The following is a 16086-nucleotide window of genomic DNA, read 5'->3' as shown; positions in this document are numbered from 1 at the left end:
TGTAGCAGGGACTTCAAAAAACCGGTCTAAGCTCTCGCGGCAATTGAATTTTCGAAGGAGTCGAATCTCAGATGTCGAAGCTTTCCTCCTCCGCGGACCGATCCCTTCGCGCCGCCCGCCAGGCCCGCGCCGCCCTCACCCGAGCCTCGCGCCGCGCCATCATGACGGCCGCCGTGGCCCTGGGCGCCACGCTGCTGATGGGCAGCGCTGCCCATGCGGCACCGGGCGTAGGCCAGCCCGCGCCCGATTTCGTGGCAGTGGACACCAAGGGTCAGCAGCACAAGCTGTCGGACTTCGCGGGCAAGTACGTGGTGCTCGAATGGACCAACCCCGGCTGCCCCTTCGTGCAGAAGCACTACAACAGCGGCAACATGCCGGCCACGCAGAAGTCGGCCACGGCCAAGGGCGTGGTGTGGCTGTCGATCAACTCCACCGAGCGTGAGTCCTCCGACTACCTGCAGCCGGTGGCATTGGACAACTGGCTCAAGGAGCGCAAGGCCGCTCCCACCGCCACCCTGATGGACCCCGACGGCGCCATCGGCCAGGCCTACGGTGCGCGCACCACGCCGCACATGTTCATCATCGATCCCAAGGGCGTGCTGGTGTATGCCGGCGGCATCGACAGCATCGCCTCGGCGCGGCAGGACGACATCAAGGCCGCCACCAACTACGTGAACCAGGCGCTGGGCGAAGCCTACGGCGGCAAGCCGATCTCGGCCGCCACCACGCGCGCGTACGGCTGCTCCATCAAGTACAAGGCCGCCTGAGCCAGCCTGGCAACCCGCCTGCGACAATCGCAGGATGGCTTTTGCTCCGCTGAAGAACGACACTTTCCTGCGCGCCTGCTGGCGCCAGGCCACCGACTACACCCCCCTGTGGCTGATGCGCCAGGCCGGGCGCTACCTGCCCGAATACGTGGCCACGCGCGCCAAGGCCGGCAGCTTCATGGGCCTGGCCACCAACGTGGACTACGCAACCGAAGTCACCCTGCAGCCGCTGGCACGCTTTCCGCTGGACGCGGCCATCCTGTTCTCGGACATCCTCACCGTGCCCGACGCCATGGGCCTGGGCCTGTCCTTCGAGGCGGGCGAAGGCCCGCGCTTCGCCAGGCCCTTGCGCGACGAGGTCGCCGTCAAGGCGCTGGCCGTGCCCGACATGGACAAGCTGCGCTACGTCTTCGACGCCGTCGCCTCCATCCGCCGGGCGCTGGACGGCCGCGTGCCGCTGATCGGCTTCTCGGGCAGCCCCTGGACGCTGGCCTGCTACATGGTGGAAGGCGCTGGCTCCAGCGACTACCGCCTGGTGAAGTCCATGCTCTACGGCCGCCCCGACCTGATGCACCGGGTGCTGGCGGTCAACGCCGACTCGGTGGCCGCCTACCTGAATGCCCAGATCGACGCCGGCGCCCAGGCGGTCATGGTCTTCGACAGCTGGGGCGGCGTGCTGGCCGACGGCGCCTTCCAGGAGTTCAGCCTGGCCTACACCGCCCGCGTGCTGAAGCAGCTCAAGCGCCAGGGAGCGGACGGCCAGCCGGTGCCGCGCATCGTCTTCACCAAGGGCGGCGGCCTGTGGCTGGACGACATGCGCCAGCTCGACTGCGAGGTGCTGGGCCTGGACTGGACGGTGAACCTGGGCGAAGCCCGCCGCCGCGTGGGCGAAGGTCCGCAGGGCAAGGCGCTGCAGGGAAATATTGACCCGAATGTGTTGTTTGCGCCCCCCAAGGCCATCGCCGAAGAGGTGGGCAAGGTGCTCGCAAGTTTCGGAAAGCCGCACGCGGAGGTATCGCAAAGCGGCCCGACGCACATCTTCAACCTGGGGCACGGCATCAGCCAGTACACGCCGCCCGAGCACGTGGCTGCCCTGGTGGAAGCGGTGCACAGCCAGTCGCGTGCCCTGCGGGCATAGCGACCACTCACGCAGTGTTGCCGGTTGTAAGCCGGGAGGGCCGGATCTGCCTTTGTCAAGACCGAAAAGGTAAGGACCGACTGACTTATGCACAAAGATCTTGCTGCGGCGCGCCATTGCCCAGCGCCGCTTCGTGTCCTTGCTCCTAAACCGATAGCGCGGCTAAGTTGTTGATTTATATATGCTTTGAACTTTGCCCTTTTTGAAGGCAATCCAGCTCGGGCCTTGATTTTTCGGGGCTTGGGGGCGCATCGAGGCCCAATATCAACAAAGTTATCCACAAAAACTCTGGACGGTGTGCAAAACACAATCAGATCAAGGGCTTAGTCCATCTTCTTACAAGCATTTTTAAGAATCGTTCGCACCTTGCACCCCCATGACCTGGCGCCTTGAGATTGCGCTGCAAACCCCGGCGCACAGCGCCCTGGGCGACCTGCTGAGCTACGCCAGCCCCGAGCCGCTGGCGGCCGGCACGCTGGTGCGGGTTCCGCTGGGCCGGCGGGAGGTGCTGGGGGTGGTCTGGTCGGCCGAGGCGGCGGCCCCCGCACCGGAGGCCGAACGCGTGGCGCTGCGCGAGATTGCCGCGGCCCTGGAAGCTCTGCCGCCCGTAAGCGCAGCCTGGCGCGAGCTGGTGGGATTTGCCGCCCGCTACTACCAGCGCTCGCTGGGCGAAGTGGCGCTGGCCGCCCTGCCGCCCCAGCTGCGCGACCTGAGCACGGTGCAGCTGGCGCGGCGGCTGAAGCGGCGCGCCGCGGAAGGCGACACGGCCGCAGCACCGGCCGGGCGCGGGGACGTGCCCACCCCCACCGCCGAGCAGGCGCAGGCGCTGGAGCGCATCGCCGCGGAGCCCGGCCCCTTCCTGCTGTTCGGCAGCACCGGAAGCGGCAAGACCGAGGTCTACCTGCGCGCGGTGGCCGATCTGCTGGAAGGCGACCCGCAGGCCCAGGCAATGGTGATGGTTCCGGAGATCAACCTCACGCCCCAGCTTGAGGCGCGCTTCGCCGAGCGCTTCGGCGCCGGCGCCGTGGTCTCCATGCACAGCGGCATGACCAATCCGCAGCGCCTGGCCAGCTGGCTGGCAGCGCACCATGGCACCGCCCGGATCGTGCTGGGCACCCGCATGGCGGTGTTCGCCTCGATGCCGCGCCTGCGGCTCATCGTCGTCGACGAGGAGCACGATCCCAGCTACAAGCAGCAGGAAGGCGCCCGCTACTCGGCGCGCGACCTGGCGGTGTGGCGCGGCCGGCGCGAGGAGGCCAAGGTGATCCTCGGCTCGGCCACCCCTTCGTTGGAAAGCTGGCATCAGAGCCGCCCGGCCACTGCCGGGGAAGCCGCCGGGCGCTACACCCGGCTGGAGATGCCCTCGCGCATCCGGGCCCAGGGCGGCGACGCGGAAGGCGCGCTGCCCGCAGTGAAGCTGGTCGACATGAACCTGCAGCCGGCCAAGACCGTGCTCTCGGCCGCCCTGCTGGACGCCATCGGCCAGCGCGTCGCGCGTGGCGAGCAGAGCATGGTCTTCCTCAACCGGCGCGGCTACGCCCCGGTGCTGGGCTGCGGCGACTGCGGCTGGAAGAGTGAATGCCCGCACTGCAGCGCCTACCGCGTCTTCCACAAGATCGACCGCAGCCTGCGCTGCCACCACTGCGGCTTCGCCGAGCGCGTGCCGCGCGCCTGCCCGGGCTGCGGCAACCTGGACATCGCGCCCATCGGTCGCGGCACCGAGCGGCTGGAGGAGCACCTGGCCGAGCTATTCGCAGACGTGAAACGGCCCGATGGCAAGGCAGTGCGCATCGCGCGCATTGATGCCGACAGCACGCGCAAGCAGGGCGCGCTCCAGGAACAGCTGGCCGCCGTGCATTCGGGCGAGGTCGACATCCTGGTGGGCACGCAGATGATTGCCAAGGGCCACGACTTCCGCCGCATCACGCTGGTGGCTGCGCTCAACCCGGACGGCGCGCTGTTCTCCAGCGACTTCCGCGCGCCCGAGCGCCTGTTCAGCCTTCTGATGCAGGCGGCGGGCCGAGCCGGGCGCGATGCCGCCTACGTGGCGGCCCAGGGCAGCGCAGCGCAGATGTGGATACAGACGCACCATCCGCAGCACCCGCTGTTCGGCGCACTGCGCCGGCACGACTACCCGGCCTTCGCCGCACAGGAACTGGACGAGCGCCGCGCCGCCGGGATGCCGCCCTTCGCCTTCCAGGCGCTGCTGCGGGCGGACGCGCGCACACAGGAAGTGGCGCAGGCCTTCCTGCAGGCGGCGGCCGAGCGCGCGGCATCGCTGCCAGAGGCGGCGCAGGTGAGCGGCTTTCCGGCGGTGCCCCTCACCATCCAGCGCGTGGCCAACGTGGAGCGGGCGCAGATGCTCATCGAGAGCGGCTCGCGCGCCGCCCTGCAGAAGTACCTGGCGGGCTGCGTGCCCATCCTGCATGAGCTGCGCCAGGGGCCGGCGGGCAAGGGCGTGGTGCGCTGGCTGGTGGACGTGGACCCGCAGGCCATCTGATTGCACTGGCGTTCATGGGGGCTTAGGACTATCGTGTCGGCCACCATGAAGCACCCCACCCAACCCTTCGCGCGGCGCCTGGGCGCCGGCCTGCTGTTCGCTTTCATGCTGGCGCTCGGCGCGCAGGCGCAGACGCAGGCACCGGCCGAGCCCGCCGCGGGTGGTGGCGACGGGGCCGCGACGCTGAAGGCCAAGTACCAGTCCCTGCAGCCGCAACTGGCGAACAACCCCTTCAAGCGGCGCATCTCGCTGGAATCCACCGAGAGCTCCAGCAGGCTGGCCGGCGACATCTACGCGGTGGTGGACCATCCCTTCGAGCGTGTGCGCGACGGCCTCAAGAGCGGCGCCAACTGGTGCGAAGTGCTGATGCTGCACCTCAACACCAAGCAATGCCTGGTGAAGAACGAGGGCGGCAATGCCGTGCTGTCGGTGGCGCTGGGCCGCAAGTTCGACCAGCCGCTGTCCGACGCGCAGGTCGTCAAGTTCAACTACCGGCTGGCCGCCGCCACGTCCGACTACCTGGATGCCCGGCTGAGCGCCGACGAAGGACCGCTCTCCACGCGCAACTACCGCATCGAGCTGACCGCCACGCCCATCGACGCCGGCAAGTCGTTCATCCACCTGAGCTACTCCTATGCCTACGGCACCGCGGCGCGGCTGGCCATGCAGGCCTACCTGGCCACGCTGGGCAGCGACAAGGTGGGCTTCACCGCCACCGGCAAGGAAGGGGACGGCAGCGCGCAGTACATCGGCGGCGTGCGCGGCGTGGTGGAGCGCAACACCATGCGCTACTACCTGGCGATCGATTCCTTCCTCGACTTCCCCACCGCGCCCGAGCAGGACAAGCGTTTCGCCAGCTGGTTCGATGCGACCGAGCAGTACGCCAAGCAGCTGCACGAGGTCGAGCGCAACGACTACATCACCATGAAGCGCAACGAGTACCGCCGCATGAAGGAAGGCGGCAACTAGCCATTGCAGCGGTTGAGCGAAACGGCCCGACGTTCGCGCGGCCGGTATCAGCGACGCACCGCGGAGCCGGCTCCGCCGGGCCGCAGCTGCGGTCCCCTCCTCTGGAGTGGCGAACTACACGCAGCGAAGCGAAGCGAAGTGAGTAGCCGGGGAGGCTAACTGATAGGCTGCTTGGCCATCTCGACGTAGCGCAGCTCGCCGCCGCGTCGCCGGCGGGTGGTGCTGCCGGGCCATGCAAACAGGCCCAGGCCAAGCGCGCCGGCCGTGAGGGCCATGCCCGCGCCCATCATCTGGGCCGACCACAGCCAGCCCATGGCGCCGCACCAGACGGCCCACAACACGAGTCGAAAAAGTGTTGTCATGGAGAAGCTCCCGTTCATTGAACCCCACTCTAAGTGATTTTGAGTACCTTAGAACTAGCCTAAAGCTCTAGAGCCGACCCGGTCGAAGGTGGGGACGTTGGCCCAGGCGCAAGATAGTGAAACAGCAGTTGACGTCCTGGCTGCACACTGCGAGCTTCGAGCCAGGGAATTGGTACGCATTTGTCCAGCCTGATGGGGAGAAAAATGAGAACCCTGCACAGACTCTGCTTGGGCTTGGTATTCGTCGGCACCGGTGTCGCGGTGCAGCCGGCGGAAATTTCCATGGAGGGCCGCCGCTTGCTGGTGGAGGGCATGCTCGACGGCAGCGCGGTGCAGGTCTTCGTCGAGAACCTGCGCCGTGGCAACGTGCAGACGGTGGTCTTCGTCGATTCGATGGGCGGCACTGCCGAGGCGGCCGGCCTCTACGCGCAGGCCATCCGGGAGACCGGCGTCAACACCGAGGTGATCGGCCAGTGCCATGCGGCCTGCGCCTACGCCTATCTGGCAGGCAAGGTGCATCGCTTCGGCGAGGGCGAGCAGGTCAACGCCCTGCTGATCCCGGTGGGCACGCGGCCCAAACCGGCCGAGCTGGCATCGCGCTGGCGCGGCGAGGAGTCCTACCGGACCCTGGCCGAGTTCACCGAACCCCCGCAGGACGGCGAAATGGTGGACGCCACCGACGCGCCGCCCAAGGAAAAGTGGCGGCCCGAGCACGGCGTGCTCTTCGTGGCCAGCCCCACCCTCTTCGGCCGCGTCTACAACACCTACTACTGCGACGGCTCGCAGGGCCGGGATTTCACCCGCTGCGAACTGCTGGCGGATGCCGACCCGCGCAAGCTGGGCGTGATCTCCGACTGAGCCTGCGCGCCAGCGCGTCCGGTCAACGCAGGCGCTCCGCCTGGCCCACCACCAGCGGGAAGGTGAAGAAGGCCGCCGCCGTCGTCCACAGGATGATGCGTGCGATGCGGCCGTTGTCCGCACCGAAGCGCTCCGCCAGCATGGAGACATTGCTCGCGCTCGGCAGCGCCGCCACCAGCACCAGCGCCACGCAGGCCGGCAGGCTCAGGGGCAGGCCCATGGCGCGCGCCGCCAGCGCCACCGCGCACACGAGCAGCGGATGCACCACCAGCTTGACCAGCACCACTGGCAGCACGTCGCGCACGGGCGCGCGGCCGCGGGCATGCGCCGCGAGCATGGCCGAGCGCGCCAGCACCGCGCCGATGGTGAACAGAGCCACCGGCGAGGCGGCGTCGCCCAGCATGGTCACCGTGCGGTCCACCGGACCGGGCAGCTCGTAGCTCGCGGCCGAGGCCACGCCGCCCAGCAGGATGGACCACGGCATCGGGTTGCGCAGCACGCCCGCCAGCGCCTTGCGCATGGCCTGCGCGGCACCGTGCGATCCGGCGGCGTCCAGCCGCGAGAGCGCGATGCACAGCGAGGAGGTCACCACCATGTCGAAGGTGATGGTGATGATCACCGGCCCGGCCACCTGCGTGCCCAGGATGGCGGTGAGCAGCGGCACGCCCATGAAGCCGGTATTGGGGAACGCCGCAACCAGCGCCCCGAAGGAAGCGTCGTTCCAGCGGATGCGCTCGTTGCGGCTGAAGGCCACCACCGCGGCCACCGTGGCCAGCCCGCACAGGCCCCAGACCAACGCCACGCTGCCGTCCAGCAGCTGCGCGATGGGCGTGTTGGCCCCGAAGCGGTACAGCATGCAGGGCAGAGCGAAGTACAGGACGAAGGCGTTGAGCCCCGGAATGGCCTCCAGCGGCAGCACGCGGCTGCGGGCGGCCACGTAGCCGGCGGCAACCAGTGCAAAGAAGGGGATGGTGACGAGGAAGATCTGCAGCACGAGGAGGCGGATTGTCGCCGCCCGGCCCCTTCGTCATGCGAAAAGCGCCCCCCGTATGATTGACCGGACTCCCATCCCCTGCTTCGCGCGTTCCCGTCTTTTCCATGTCCGGCCTCAATCTTTCGCAACAGGAAGCTGTCAATTACATGCACGGGCCCTGCCTCGTGCTGGCCGGCGCGGGCTCGGGCAAGACGCGGGTGATCACGATGAAGGTGGCCCGGCTGATCCAGGCCGGCCTGGCGCCCGAGCGCATCGCAGCCATCACCTTCACCAACAAGGCGGCGGCCGAGATGCGCGAGCGGGCCAAGGGGCTGATCGGCAAGGACGCGCGCAAGGTGGTGATCTGCACCTTCCACGCCCTGGGCGTGCGCATGATGCGCGAGGACGGCGAGGTGCTGGGCCTGAAGCGCCAGTTCAGCATCCTCGATTCGGACGACATCATCCGCATCCTGAAGGACGCCGGCGGCACCACCGACGCGGCCACCGCACGCATCTGGCAGTGGACCATCAGCAAGTGGAAGAACATGGGCCTGAACGCGGCCCAGGCCGAGGCGCAGGCGGCGGACGACAGCGAGCGCATCTGCGCCCGCATCATGGCGCGCTACGAGGAACGCCTGGTGGCCTACCAGAGCGTGGACTTCGACGACCTCATCGGCATGCCGCTCAAGCTGCTGGCCGAGCATGAGGAAGTGCGCAACAAGTGGCAGGCCGCCCTGGGCCACGTGCTGGTGGACGAATACCAGGACACCAACGCCACCCAGTACGAGGTGCTCAAGGCCCTGGTGGGCGAGCGCGGGCGCTTTACCGCGGTGGGCGACGACGACCAGTCCATCTACGGCTGGCGCGGCGCCACGCTGGACAACCTGCGCAAGCTGCCCATCGACTTCCCCGAGCTCAAGGTGGTGAAGCTGGAGCAGAACTACCGCAGCACCAGCGCCATCCTGGACGCGGCCAACAACGTGATCGGCCCCAACCCCAAGCTCTTTCCCAAGACGCTGTTCAGCGAACTGGGCGCGGGCGAGCCGGTGCGCGTGGTCGACTGCGACAACGAGCAGCACGAGGCCGAACGCGTGGCCGCCCGCATCACCAGCCTGCGCGAGAGCTCGCAGCACAAGGAATTCCGCGACTTCGCCATCCTCTACCGCGCCAACCACCAGGCCCGGGTCTTCGAGCAGGCGCTGCGCAAGGCGCAGATTCCCTACAAGGTCTCGGGCGGCCAGAGCTTCTTCGACCGCGCCGAGATCAAGGACCTGTGCGGCTGGTTCCGGCTGTGGGTCAACAACGACGACGACCCGGCGTTCCTGCGCGCCGTGACCACGCCCAAGCGCGGCATCGGCCACACCACGCTGCAGAGCCTGGGCGTGTTCGCCACTCAGTACAAGCTGAGCCTGTTCGAGTCGCTGTTCAGCGCGTCCCTGCCCAGCGTGATGAACAAGCGCGCGCTGGACGGCCTGCTCGAGTTCGGCCGCTACATCAACGACCTGGAATACCGCGCCCGCCAAACCATGGGCGCCGAGAACGCACTCGCCTTCCTCACCACCTGGCTCAAGGAAATCGAATACGAGAAGCACCTTTACGACGGCGAGGACAGCGAGCAGGCCGCGGCCAGCCGCTGGACGAACGTGCTGGAGTTCTGCGACTGGATGTCGCAACGCTGCGGCGGCCAGATCGACGACGCGGCCGGCGTCACCGCGGCCGACCGCGAGCAGAAGAGCCTGATGGAAGTCGCGCAGACCATCTCGCTGCTGTCCACCATCAGCGAGCGCGAGCAGGACCAGAACGTGGTCACCCTCTCTACCCTGCATGCCTCCAAGGGCCTGGAGTGGCCGCACGTGATGCTGGTGGGTGTGAACGAAGGCCTGCTGCCCTTCAAGCTCGACGACGACGAGGGCCGGCAGGAAAAGGTGGCCGAGAACACGCTGGAGCGGCTGCAGGAAGAGCGCCGCCTGATGTACGTGGGCATCACCCGCGCCCAGCGTACCCTCGCGGTGAGCTGGACCAAGCGGCGCAAGAAGGGCCGCGAGATGGTGGCCGCGCAGCCCAGCCGCTTCATCGCCGAGATGGCGCTGGACAAGGCCACGGTGCGGGAAGACCCGCGCGAGAAGCTCAAGGCGCTGCGCGCCGAGTTCGCCAAGCGCGCGGCGGACACCGCCGCCGCGACGGCCGCCTCCTCTGCCACGCCCCCCGCGGCGCCCAACCAACCATGACGCGGCGGCATCTCCTGGTCGCCGCCCTGGCGTCCTGCTTCCTCGCCGTGCCCGCGGCATGGGCGCAGGACAAGCCGGCTGCCGCCTGCCCCGAGAACGCACGAGACATACCGACCCAGTCCTTCTATGGCAGCTGGGAGGCGCGCATCGAGGGCCAGGCCGGCATCGCCACGATGGTGCTGGAGCGCCACCCCGAATACGACGGCTTTCGCGGCACGCTGAAGCGCGCCGGGCAGCCGCCCGCGCAACTGGCGGGCGACATCGACCCTGATGGCCAGCTCGCGCTGGACGAGTCGCAGGACGGCAAGTCGATCAGCGCCAGCTGGTCCGGCGCGCTGGTGCCCGGCACCTGCGGCAAGGAATTCAAAGGCACCTGGTATCGCTCGTCCGACGACAGCAGCCACGACTTCGTCCTGCACCGATCCGGCAGCTGGCGATAAGGAACCCGACCCCTATGCAAACCAGCCTCCGCGGCGACGTGGCGGCAGCTGGCCTGTTGGCCACGAGCTGCGCCTTTCTCATTCTTTCCGTGACACCCGCCAGAGCGCAGGCGCAGGACGCATCGTCCGAAGACCTGGGCTGGCAGCAGTGCCAGCGCATCACCGGTGACAAGGACGCGCGCCTGAATTGCTTCGACCGCTGGTCGAACCGGCAGATGCTCCAGCCCTCCGCCGGCACCACGGCCGCGCCGGCCGCAGCGCGGTCCACGCCGCCGCCGGTGGTCAGCGCGCCAGCGACATCGGCCGCATCGGCGAACGCTGCCTCGGCCGAGGCGAACCCGATCCCGGTGGATGCGAGCCAGCCCGTCACACGCATCGTCGAGGCCAGCGGCGATGCCTGTCGCGACCGGCAGTACTCCACCTTGTCGCGCTTCTGGGAACTGGAAGACGGCACCAGCTGCGGCACCTTCGGTCTTCGCGGCTACCGCCCGATCGACGTCACTTTCGCGATGGCCACCGACCGTCCGCAGACGCCCACCTCGCCCGCGCCCAACCACACCGGCACGCCGCAGGACTACCAGCCGGGCGAGATGCGGTTGAACCTGTCGCTGCGCACCAAGGTTGCCCAGGGCCTGCTCACCGGCGCCGACCCGACGCGCAAGGATTCGCTGTGGTTCGGCTACACGCAGCAGTCGACCTGGCAAGTGTTCAACTCCGAGCTGTCTCGGCCCTTCCGCACCACCGACCACGAGCCGGAGATGATGTATGTCTATCCGACCGACCTGAAGCTGCCCGGCGGCTGGCGCTGGCGCTACGCGGGCGCCGGCATCGCACACCAGTCCAACGGCCAGAGCGACCCGTACTCGCGCAGTTGGAACCGCATCTACCTGATGGGCGGCATCGAACTTGACAACCGCTTCGTGTTCAACGCCCGCGCGTGGAAGCGCATCAGCGAGGACCCGGAGAACGACGACAACCCCGACATCACCGACTACATCGGCCGCGTCGAGCTGTCGGGCTGGTGGTATCCGGACGCGAAGAACGCCATCGGCCTGACCTGGCGCACCTGGGGCAAGGGCTCGCAGCGCCTGGAATACACCCGCGCCATCGGGGACCCGGCCACCACCAACCTGCGCTTCGTGGCGCAGATCTTCCACGGGTATGGCGACACGCTGGTGGACTACAACCGCAGCCGCACGGTGTTCGGCGTGGGGCTGCGGCTGGTGGACTTCTGAGCTGCCGAGGGCTGGCGACCTTGTTGCGCGCCCATCAACCCGCCGGCCGCACCGCCCCCCGCGTGTTCAGGTACACCGAGTACAGCGAGGTCGTGCCGCAGATGAAAAGCCTATTGAGCTTCTGCCCGCCGAAGCACACGTTGGCCACCACCTCGGGCACGCGCACCTTGCCCAGCAGCGTGCCGTCGGGCGCGAAGCAGTGCACGCCGTCGCCGGCACTGGTCCACAGGTTGCCGTGCACGTCGATGCGAAAGCCGTCGAAGAGCCCCGCCTCGCAGTCGGCGAACACCTCGCCGCCCTGCACGCTCGCGCCGTCCGCGCCAACGGTGAAGCGACGGATGTGGCGCGGCCCGTTGTCCACGTGCGTGGCGCCGGTGTCGGCCACGTAGAGCAGCCGCTCGTCGGGCGAGAAGGCAATGCCGTTGGGCTGCACGAAGCCCTCGGCTACGCGGCGCACGCTGGCCAGGTCGGGCGCGATGCGGTAGACGCACTGGGCGCCGATCTCGTTGGGCGAGGCGTCGCCTTCGTAGTCGCTGTCGATGCCGTAGCTCGGGTCGGTGAACCAGATGCTGCCGTCGGACTTCACCACCAGGTCGTTGGGCGAACTGAGGCGCTTGCCCTCGACGTGCGAGGCCAACACCCGCCGGCTGCCGTCGTGCTCTGTGCGCGAGACGCAGCGGCCGCGGTGCTCGCAGGACACCAGCCGGCCCTCGTGGTCCACCGTGTGGCCGTTGGTGTTCATGGCCGGCTGGCGGAATACTGCGACCGAGCCGTCGCACTCGTCCCAGCGCAGCATGCGGTCGTTGGGAATGTCGGACCACAGCAGGTAGCGGCCTGCCGCGAACCACACCGGCCCTTCGGCCCAGCGGCAGCCGGTGTAGAGCTTCTCCAGGTGCGCATTGCCGAAGAAGAGCTTGCGAAAGCGCGCATCGCGCACCTCGAAGGTGGTGGGGCTGGGGTCGAGGGCCAAGGTCTCCGTCCTTTCTTCTGATCTGTTGTTGTCGCTACTGTGCCAGCCGCTGGCCACGCCCGTAGACCAGCAGCATCGAGATGATGACCACGCCGTAGATCACCTGCCGCCCCATCTCCGGAATCTGCATCACCGACAGGATGGACTGCAGCAGCGTGATGAGCAGCACGCCGACCACCGTGCCCAGGTACGAGCCTCGCCCGCCGAGGATATGCGTGCCGCCCAGCACCACGGCGGCAATGGCGGGCAACAGGTAGGCATCGCCCATCGCCTGGTAGGCCTTGGTGGCATAGCCGGTGAGCAGCACGCCGGTGGCGGCCGAGCAGCCGCCCGCGATCAGGAAGCACAGGAAAGTGACGCGACGCGTGTCCACCCCCGACAGGTAGGCCGCCCGCTCGCGGTTGCCCACGGCGTAGATGGCGCGCCCCAGCGTGGTTCGATGCAGCAGGAACACGGTGCACGCCCCCACCATCAACCACACCAGCAGCGCATTGGGAATGCCCAGCAGTGCGCGCCCCGTGGCCAGCACATGCATGGCGGGCGTAGACCGGTCCTGCGGCGCGAAGCCGCCGGTCTGCACCACGATCAGCCCCTGCGCCACCGCGTTCATGCCCAGTGTGAAGATCATCGAAGGCACGCGCAGATAGGCCACGCCGATGCCATTGATGGCGCCGAACAGGCAGCCGCAGGCGATGCCGAAGGGAATGGCCAGCATCTCGCCCGTGCTGCCCCACCAGCCGGCCGCCGCCGCGGACATCACGCCGCCCACCGTCACCACCCAGGGCACCGACAGATCGATGCCGCCCAGCAGGATCACCAGCATGGCGCCGGTGGCGACGATGCCGAGGAAGGACGCAATCTGCAGCTGCTGCAGCAGGTACTGCGCCGACAGGAAGTTTTTCGAATAGAGGCTGCCCAGCAGCAGCAACGCCAGCGTGCAGGCCGCCGCCGCCAGCACCGGCAGGTGCCCCGATTGGCGAAGCCGCAGCACCAGGGCCTGCATGGCGTGCGCCTTGCTCACTTGAAGAGTTCGAGCCGGTTGCTCACCTTGAGCAACTGCACCGCACCCAGGCTCACCGCCGTCAGCAGGATCAGCCCCTGGAACAGTGGCTGCCACAGCGGCTCCAAATCAAACACGAAGAGCAGGTCGCCGATGGTGCGCAGCACCATCGCGCCGAACACCGAGCCGATGGCGCTGCCCGCCCCGCCAGCCAGTGAGGTGCCGCCGATGACCACCGCCGCGATCGAGTTGAGCGTGTAAACCCCGCCGATGGCCGAGGAGGCCTCGCCCGAGTAGGTGACGAAGGTGAGCAGCACCCCGCCGATGGCCGCCAGCAGCCCGGCCAGCGTGTACGTGAGCAGCTTGGTGCGGCCGATGTCCACGCCCGACATGTAGGCCGCGCCCTCGGCCGAGCCGATGGCCAGCGCGGCGCGTCCCAGCGCCGAGCGCCGGTAGGGCAGCCACACCAGCAGGATCACGGCCACGAGCACCACCACCATCGCCGGCACACCGCCGGGCAGCGCGCCGGTGAGCGCATCGGCCAGCTCCGCGTTGACGTCGCCGCCGGGCACCGGCCGCAGGCCCAGCGCGATGCCGAAGTAGATCGTGCCGGTGGCCAGCGTGGTGATGATGGGCTGCAGCCGCCCCCACACGATGATCGCGCCGTTGATGAAGCCGCACAGCGAGCCCACCGCCAGCACCACCACCACGCCGAAGGCCGCCTGCGCCGGCGTGCCCACCACCAGGTGCGAGGCCAGGCAGTTGGCCAGCACGAACACCATGCCCACCGACAGGTCGATGCCCGAGGTGAGCACCGGCAGCGTCTGCGCCATGGCCACGACGGCCAGCAGCACGCCCTTGTTGGTCGCCGTGACGAGCACCGGCACCGTGAGCCCCGAGGGATGCTTGGCGATGTAGAGCGTGAAGATCAGCACGAACATCGCCACCGCCGCCCAGGTGCCGCGCTGCTCGTGCAGGCGGTAGCGCCAGTCGGGAAGCCAGTCGGTTGTCCGCTGCGTGGCGGGCTTGTCGTTCATGCGCTTTCCTCCTCTTGCACTTGGTTCGTTGCCGTCGTCGACTCGTCGCCGAGGTTGAGGGCGCTGGCCACCAGTGCGTGCTCGGTCAGCGCCTCGCCGGCCAGCCAGCGCACGATGCGCCCGTCGTAGAACACGGCCACGCGGTCGCAGCAACCGATGAGTTCGGCGTAGTCGGTGGAATACAGCAGCACCGCAGCGCCCTCCTGCGCCAGCTGGCGCAGCAGCACGTAGATCTCCTGCTTGGTGCCCACGTCGATGCCGCGCGTGGGGTCGTTGAGCAGCACGATGCGCGGCGCGTTCATCAGCCACTTGGCGATCACCACCTTCTGCTGGTTGCCGCCCGAGAGCTGGCCCACCGGATCGTCCAGCGCCGGCGCCTTGATCGACAGCCTGCGCACCATCTCGGCCACCGCCTGCGACTCGCGGGCACGGCTCACCACGCCGCCGCGCGACAGGCTTTCCAGCGCCGCGAAGCTGAGGTTGTCCTTCACCGACATGGGCAGCATCAGGCCATCGGTCTTGCGGTCTTCCGGCACCAGCGCGATGCCGATGCGCGCAGCCTTGGCGCGGCGGGGGCTCTTCACCGAGGCCGGGCGGCCCGACAGCTGCAGCTCGCCGCTCACGCCGCGCAGCACGCCGAACAGGGCGAGGAAGAACTCGCGCTGGCCCTGGCCGTCGAGCCCGCCCAGGCCCACGATCTCGCCGGGGCGCAGCTGCAGGTCGATATCGTGCAGGCGGTCATTCCACGACAGGCCACGTACTTCCAGCGCGGGCGCCGCTGCATCGTTGGCAGCCGTATCGGCCACCTGCGACTTGGGCGGGAAGGCATGGGCGATGTCGCGCCCGATCATCATCTCCACCGTCTGCGCATGGCTGCGGCTGCCGGCGGGGAAGGTGGCGACGTGGCGGCCATTGCGGAACACCGAACAGTCATCCGCCAGCGCCGCGATCTCCTTCATACGGTGCGAGATGTAGACGATGGCCATGCCCTCGCCGCGCAGGCGCTTGAGCAGCGCCTGCACCCGCTCCACGTCGGCGGCGGTAAGCGCCGAGGTGGCCTCGTCAAGGATGAGGATCTTGGGCGAGCGCGCCAGGGCCTTGGCGATCTCCACCATCTGCCGGCGCGAGAGCGAAAGACTGCCCACGGGCGCCAGCGGATGGATGTCCTCCGCGCCCGCGCGGGCCAGTGCCGCCTCGGCGATGCGCCGCTGCGCCTTGCGGTCGATGAAAGGCCCGAAGCGGCGCGGCGGGTTGGTGATGCAGATGTTGTCGGCCACGCTCAGCTCGGGCATGAGCGACAGCTCCTGGAAGATGCAGGCGATGCCCGCGGCCACCGCGTCCTGCGGGTGCGCGAAGCGGCGCGCCTGCCCTTCCAGCAGGATGCGGCCCGCATCGGGCTGCACCACGCCGGCCATGATCTTGATCAGCGTGGACTTGCCCGCGCCGTTCTCGCCCAGCAGCGCGTGGATGCGCCCCGGCGCGCAGGCGAACTGCGCGCCCTCGAGCGCGCGCACGCCGCCATAGCGCTTGGAGACGTCGACCAGCTGAAGAAGGGGTTGCTGCTGCGGATCCACGCGCACGCCCGATCGGCTTCTTCTTGCTTCCTGTT

14 protein-coding genes are annotated in these 16086 nt (G+C 68.6%); 8 read left to right on the top strand and 6 right to left on the bottom strand.

The genetic code is table 11. The features are described 5' to 3' along the window. The first annotated feature begins 71 nt into the window (after nt 1-71). The 4 genes from BM345_RS24490 (at nt 72) to BM345_RS24475 (ending at nt 5374) form a co-directional block, all read left to right on the top strand. The gene (locus tag BM345_RS24490; protein ID WP_093384938.1) at nt 72-767 is read left to right on the top strand and encodes a thioredoxin family protein; all 696 of its coding nucleotides are present in this window, start codon (nt 72-74) and stop codon (nt 765-767) included. Between the two features lie 34 nt (nt 768-801). After that, nucleotides 802-1905, top strand: coding sequence for a uroporphyrinogen decarboxylase (gene hemE, locus BM345_RS24485; RefSeq protein WP_093384935.1), 1104 nt, complete (start codon nt 802-804; stop codon nt 1903-1905). 376 nt (nt 1906-2281) lie between these two features. Beyond that, nucleotides 2282-4405 (top strand): replication restart helicase PriA, encoded by a 2124-nt coding sequence (gene priA / locus BM345_RS24480; RefSeq protein ID WP_175545134.1) that lies wholly within the window; start codon nt 2282-2284, stop codon nt 4403-4405. Between the two features lie 45 nt (nt 4406-4450). Further along, nucleotides 4451-5374: a hypothetical protein gene (locus BM345_RS24475; RefSeq protein ID WP_093385119.1), complete on the top strand. Its 924-nt coding sequence runs from the start codon at nt 4451-4453 to the stop codon at nt 5372-5374. A gap of 155 nt (nt 5375-5529) precedes the next feature. Here the strand turns inward: BM345_RS24475 and BM345_RS24470 are convergent, their stop codons facing one another. After that, a complete protein-coding gene (locus BM345_RS24470) occupies nt 5530-5736 on the bottom strand; it encodes a hypothetical protein (protein WP_093384932.1) in 207 nt (68 codons plus the stop codon). Between the two features lie 282 nt (nt 5737-6018). Between BM345_RS24470 and BM345_RS24465 the strand changes: the two genes are divergently transcribed. Next, complete coding sequence (locus BM345_RS24465; protein ID WP_093385116.1) at nt 6019-6594, top strand: hypothetical protein; 576 nt, start codon at nt 6019-6021, stop codon at nt 6592-6594. 22 nt (nt 6595-6616) lie between these two features. Here the strand turns inward: BM345_RS24465 and BM345_RS24460 are convergent, their stop codons facing one another. Then, complete coding sequence (locus tag BM345_RS24460) at nt 6617-7588, bottom strand: AEC family transporter (RefSeq protein WP_093384929.1); 972 nt, start codon at nt 7586-7588, stop codon at nt 6617-6619. Between the two features lie 104 nt (nt 7589-7692). Here BM345_RS24460 and BM345_RS24455 point away from each other — a divergent pair, with 104 nt between their 5' ends. The 3 genes from BM345_RS24455 to BM345_RS24445 are packed head-to-tail and all read left to right on the top strand — an operon-like array spanning nt 7693 to nt 11470. After that, entirely contained in the window at nt 7693-9795 is a 2103-nt protein-coding gene (locus tag BM345_RS24455; protein WP_093384926.1) for an ATP-dependent helicase, read from the top strand. Beyond that, nucleotides 9792-10235, top strand: coding sequence for a hypothetical protein (locus tag BM345_RS24450; protein WP_093384924.1), 444 nt, complete (start codon nt 9792-9794; stop codon nt 10233-10235). Before BM345_RS24455 ends, BM345_RS24450 begins: the two co-directional genes overlap by 4 nt. Before the next feature lie 14 nt (nt 10236-10249). After that, nucleotides 10250-11470 carry a phospholipase A gene (locus BM345_RS24445; protein WP_093384921.1) on the top strand — a complete coding sequence of 407 codons (1221 nt, stop codon included), beginning with the start codon at nt 10250-10252 and terminating at the stop codon, nt 11468-11470. Nucleotides 11471-11504: 34 nt separating this feature from the next. Here the strand turns inward: BM345_RS24445 and BM345_RS24440 are convergent, their stop codons facing one another. The 4 genes from BM345_RS24440 to BM345_RS24425 all read right to left on the bottom strand — a co-directional run bounded on the left by BM345_RS24440 (nt 11505) and on the right by BM345_RS24425 (nt 16057). Next, a complete protein-coding gene (locus BM345_RS24440; protein ID WP_254789989.1) occupies nt 11505-12407 on the bottom strand; it encodes an SMP-30/gluconolactonase/LRE family protein in 903 nt (300 codons plus the stop codon). Between the two features lie 67 nt (nt 12408-12474). After that, nucleotides 12475-13461, bottom strand: coding sequence for an ABC transporter permease (locus BM345_RS24435; protein WP_368086503.1), 987 nt, complete (start codon nt 13459-13461; stop codon nt 12475-12477). Continuing rightward, nucleotides 13458-14477 (bottom strand): ABC transporter permease, encoded by a 1020-nt coding sequence (locus BM345_RS24430; protein ID WP_093384916.1) that lies wholly within the window; start codon nt 14475-14477, stop codon nt 13458-13460. Before BM345_RS24430 ends, BM345_RS24435 begins: the two co-directional genes overlap by 4 nt. Then, complete coding sequence (locus BM345_RS24425; RefSeq protein WP_217654029.1) at nt 14474-16057, bottom strand: sugar ABC transporter ATP-binding protein; 1584 nt, start codon at nt 16055-16057, stop codon at nt 14474-14476. Before BM345_RS24425 ends, BM345_RS24430 begins: the two co-directional genes overlap by 4 nt. Nucleotides 16058-16086 lie beyond the last annotated feature (29 nt).

The sequence above is a fragment of the Variovorax sp. OV329 genome (genome assembly GCF_900114785.1).
GTDB lineage: Bacteria > Pseudomonadota > Gammaproteobacteria > Burkholderiales > Burkholderiaceae_C > Variovorax.
The sequence above is the reverse complement of the archived record's forward strand: the minus strand, read 5'-3'. Positions and strand labels throughout refer to the sequence as shown.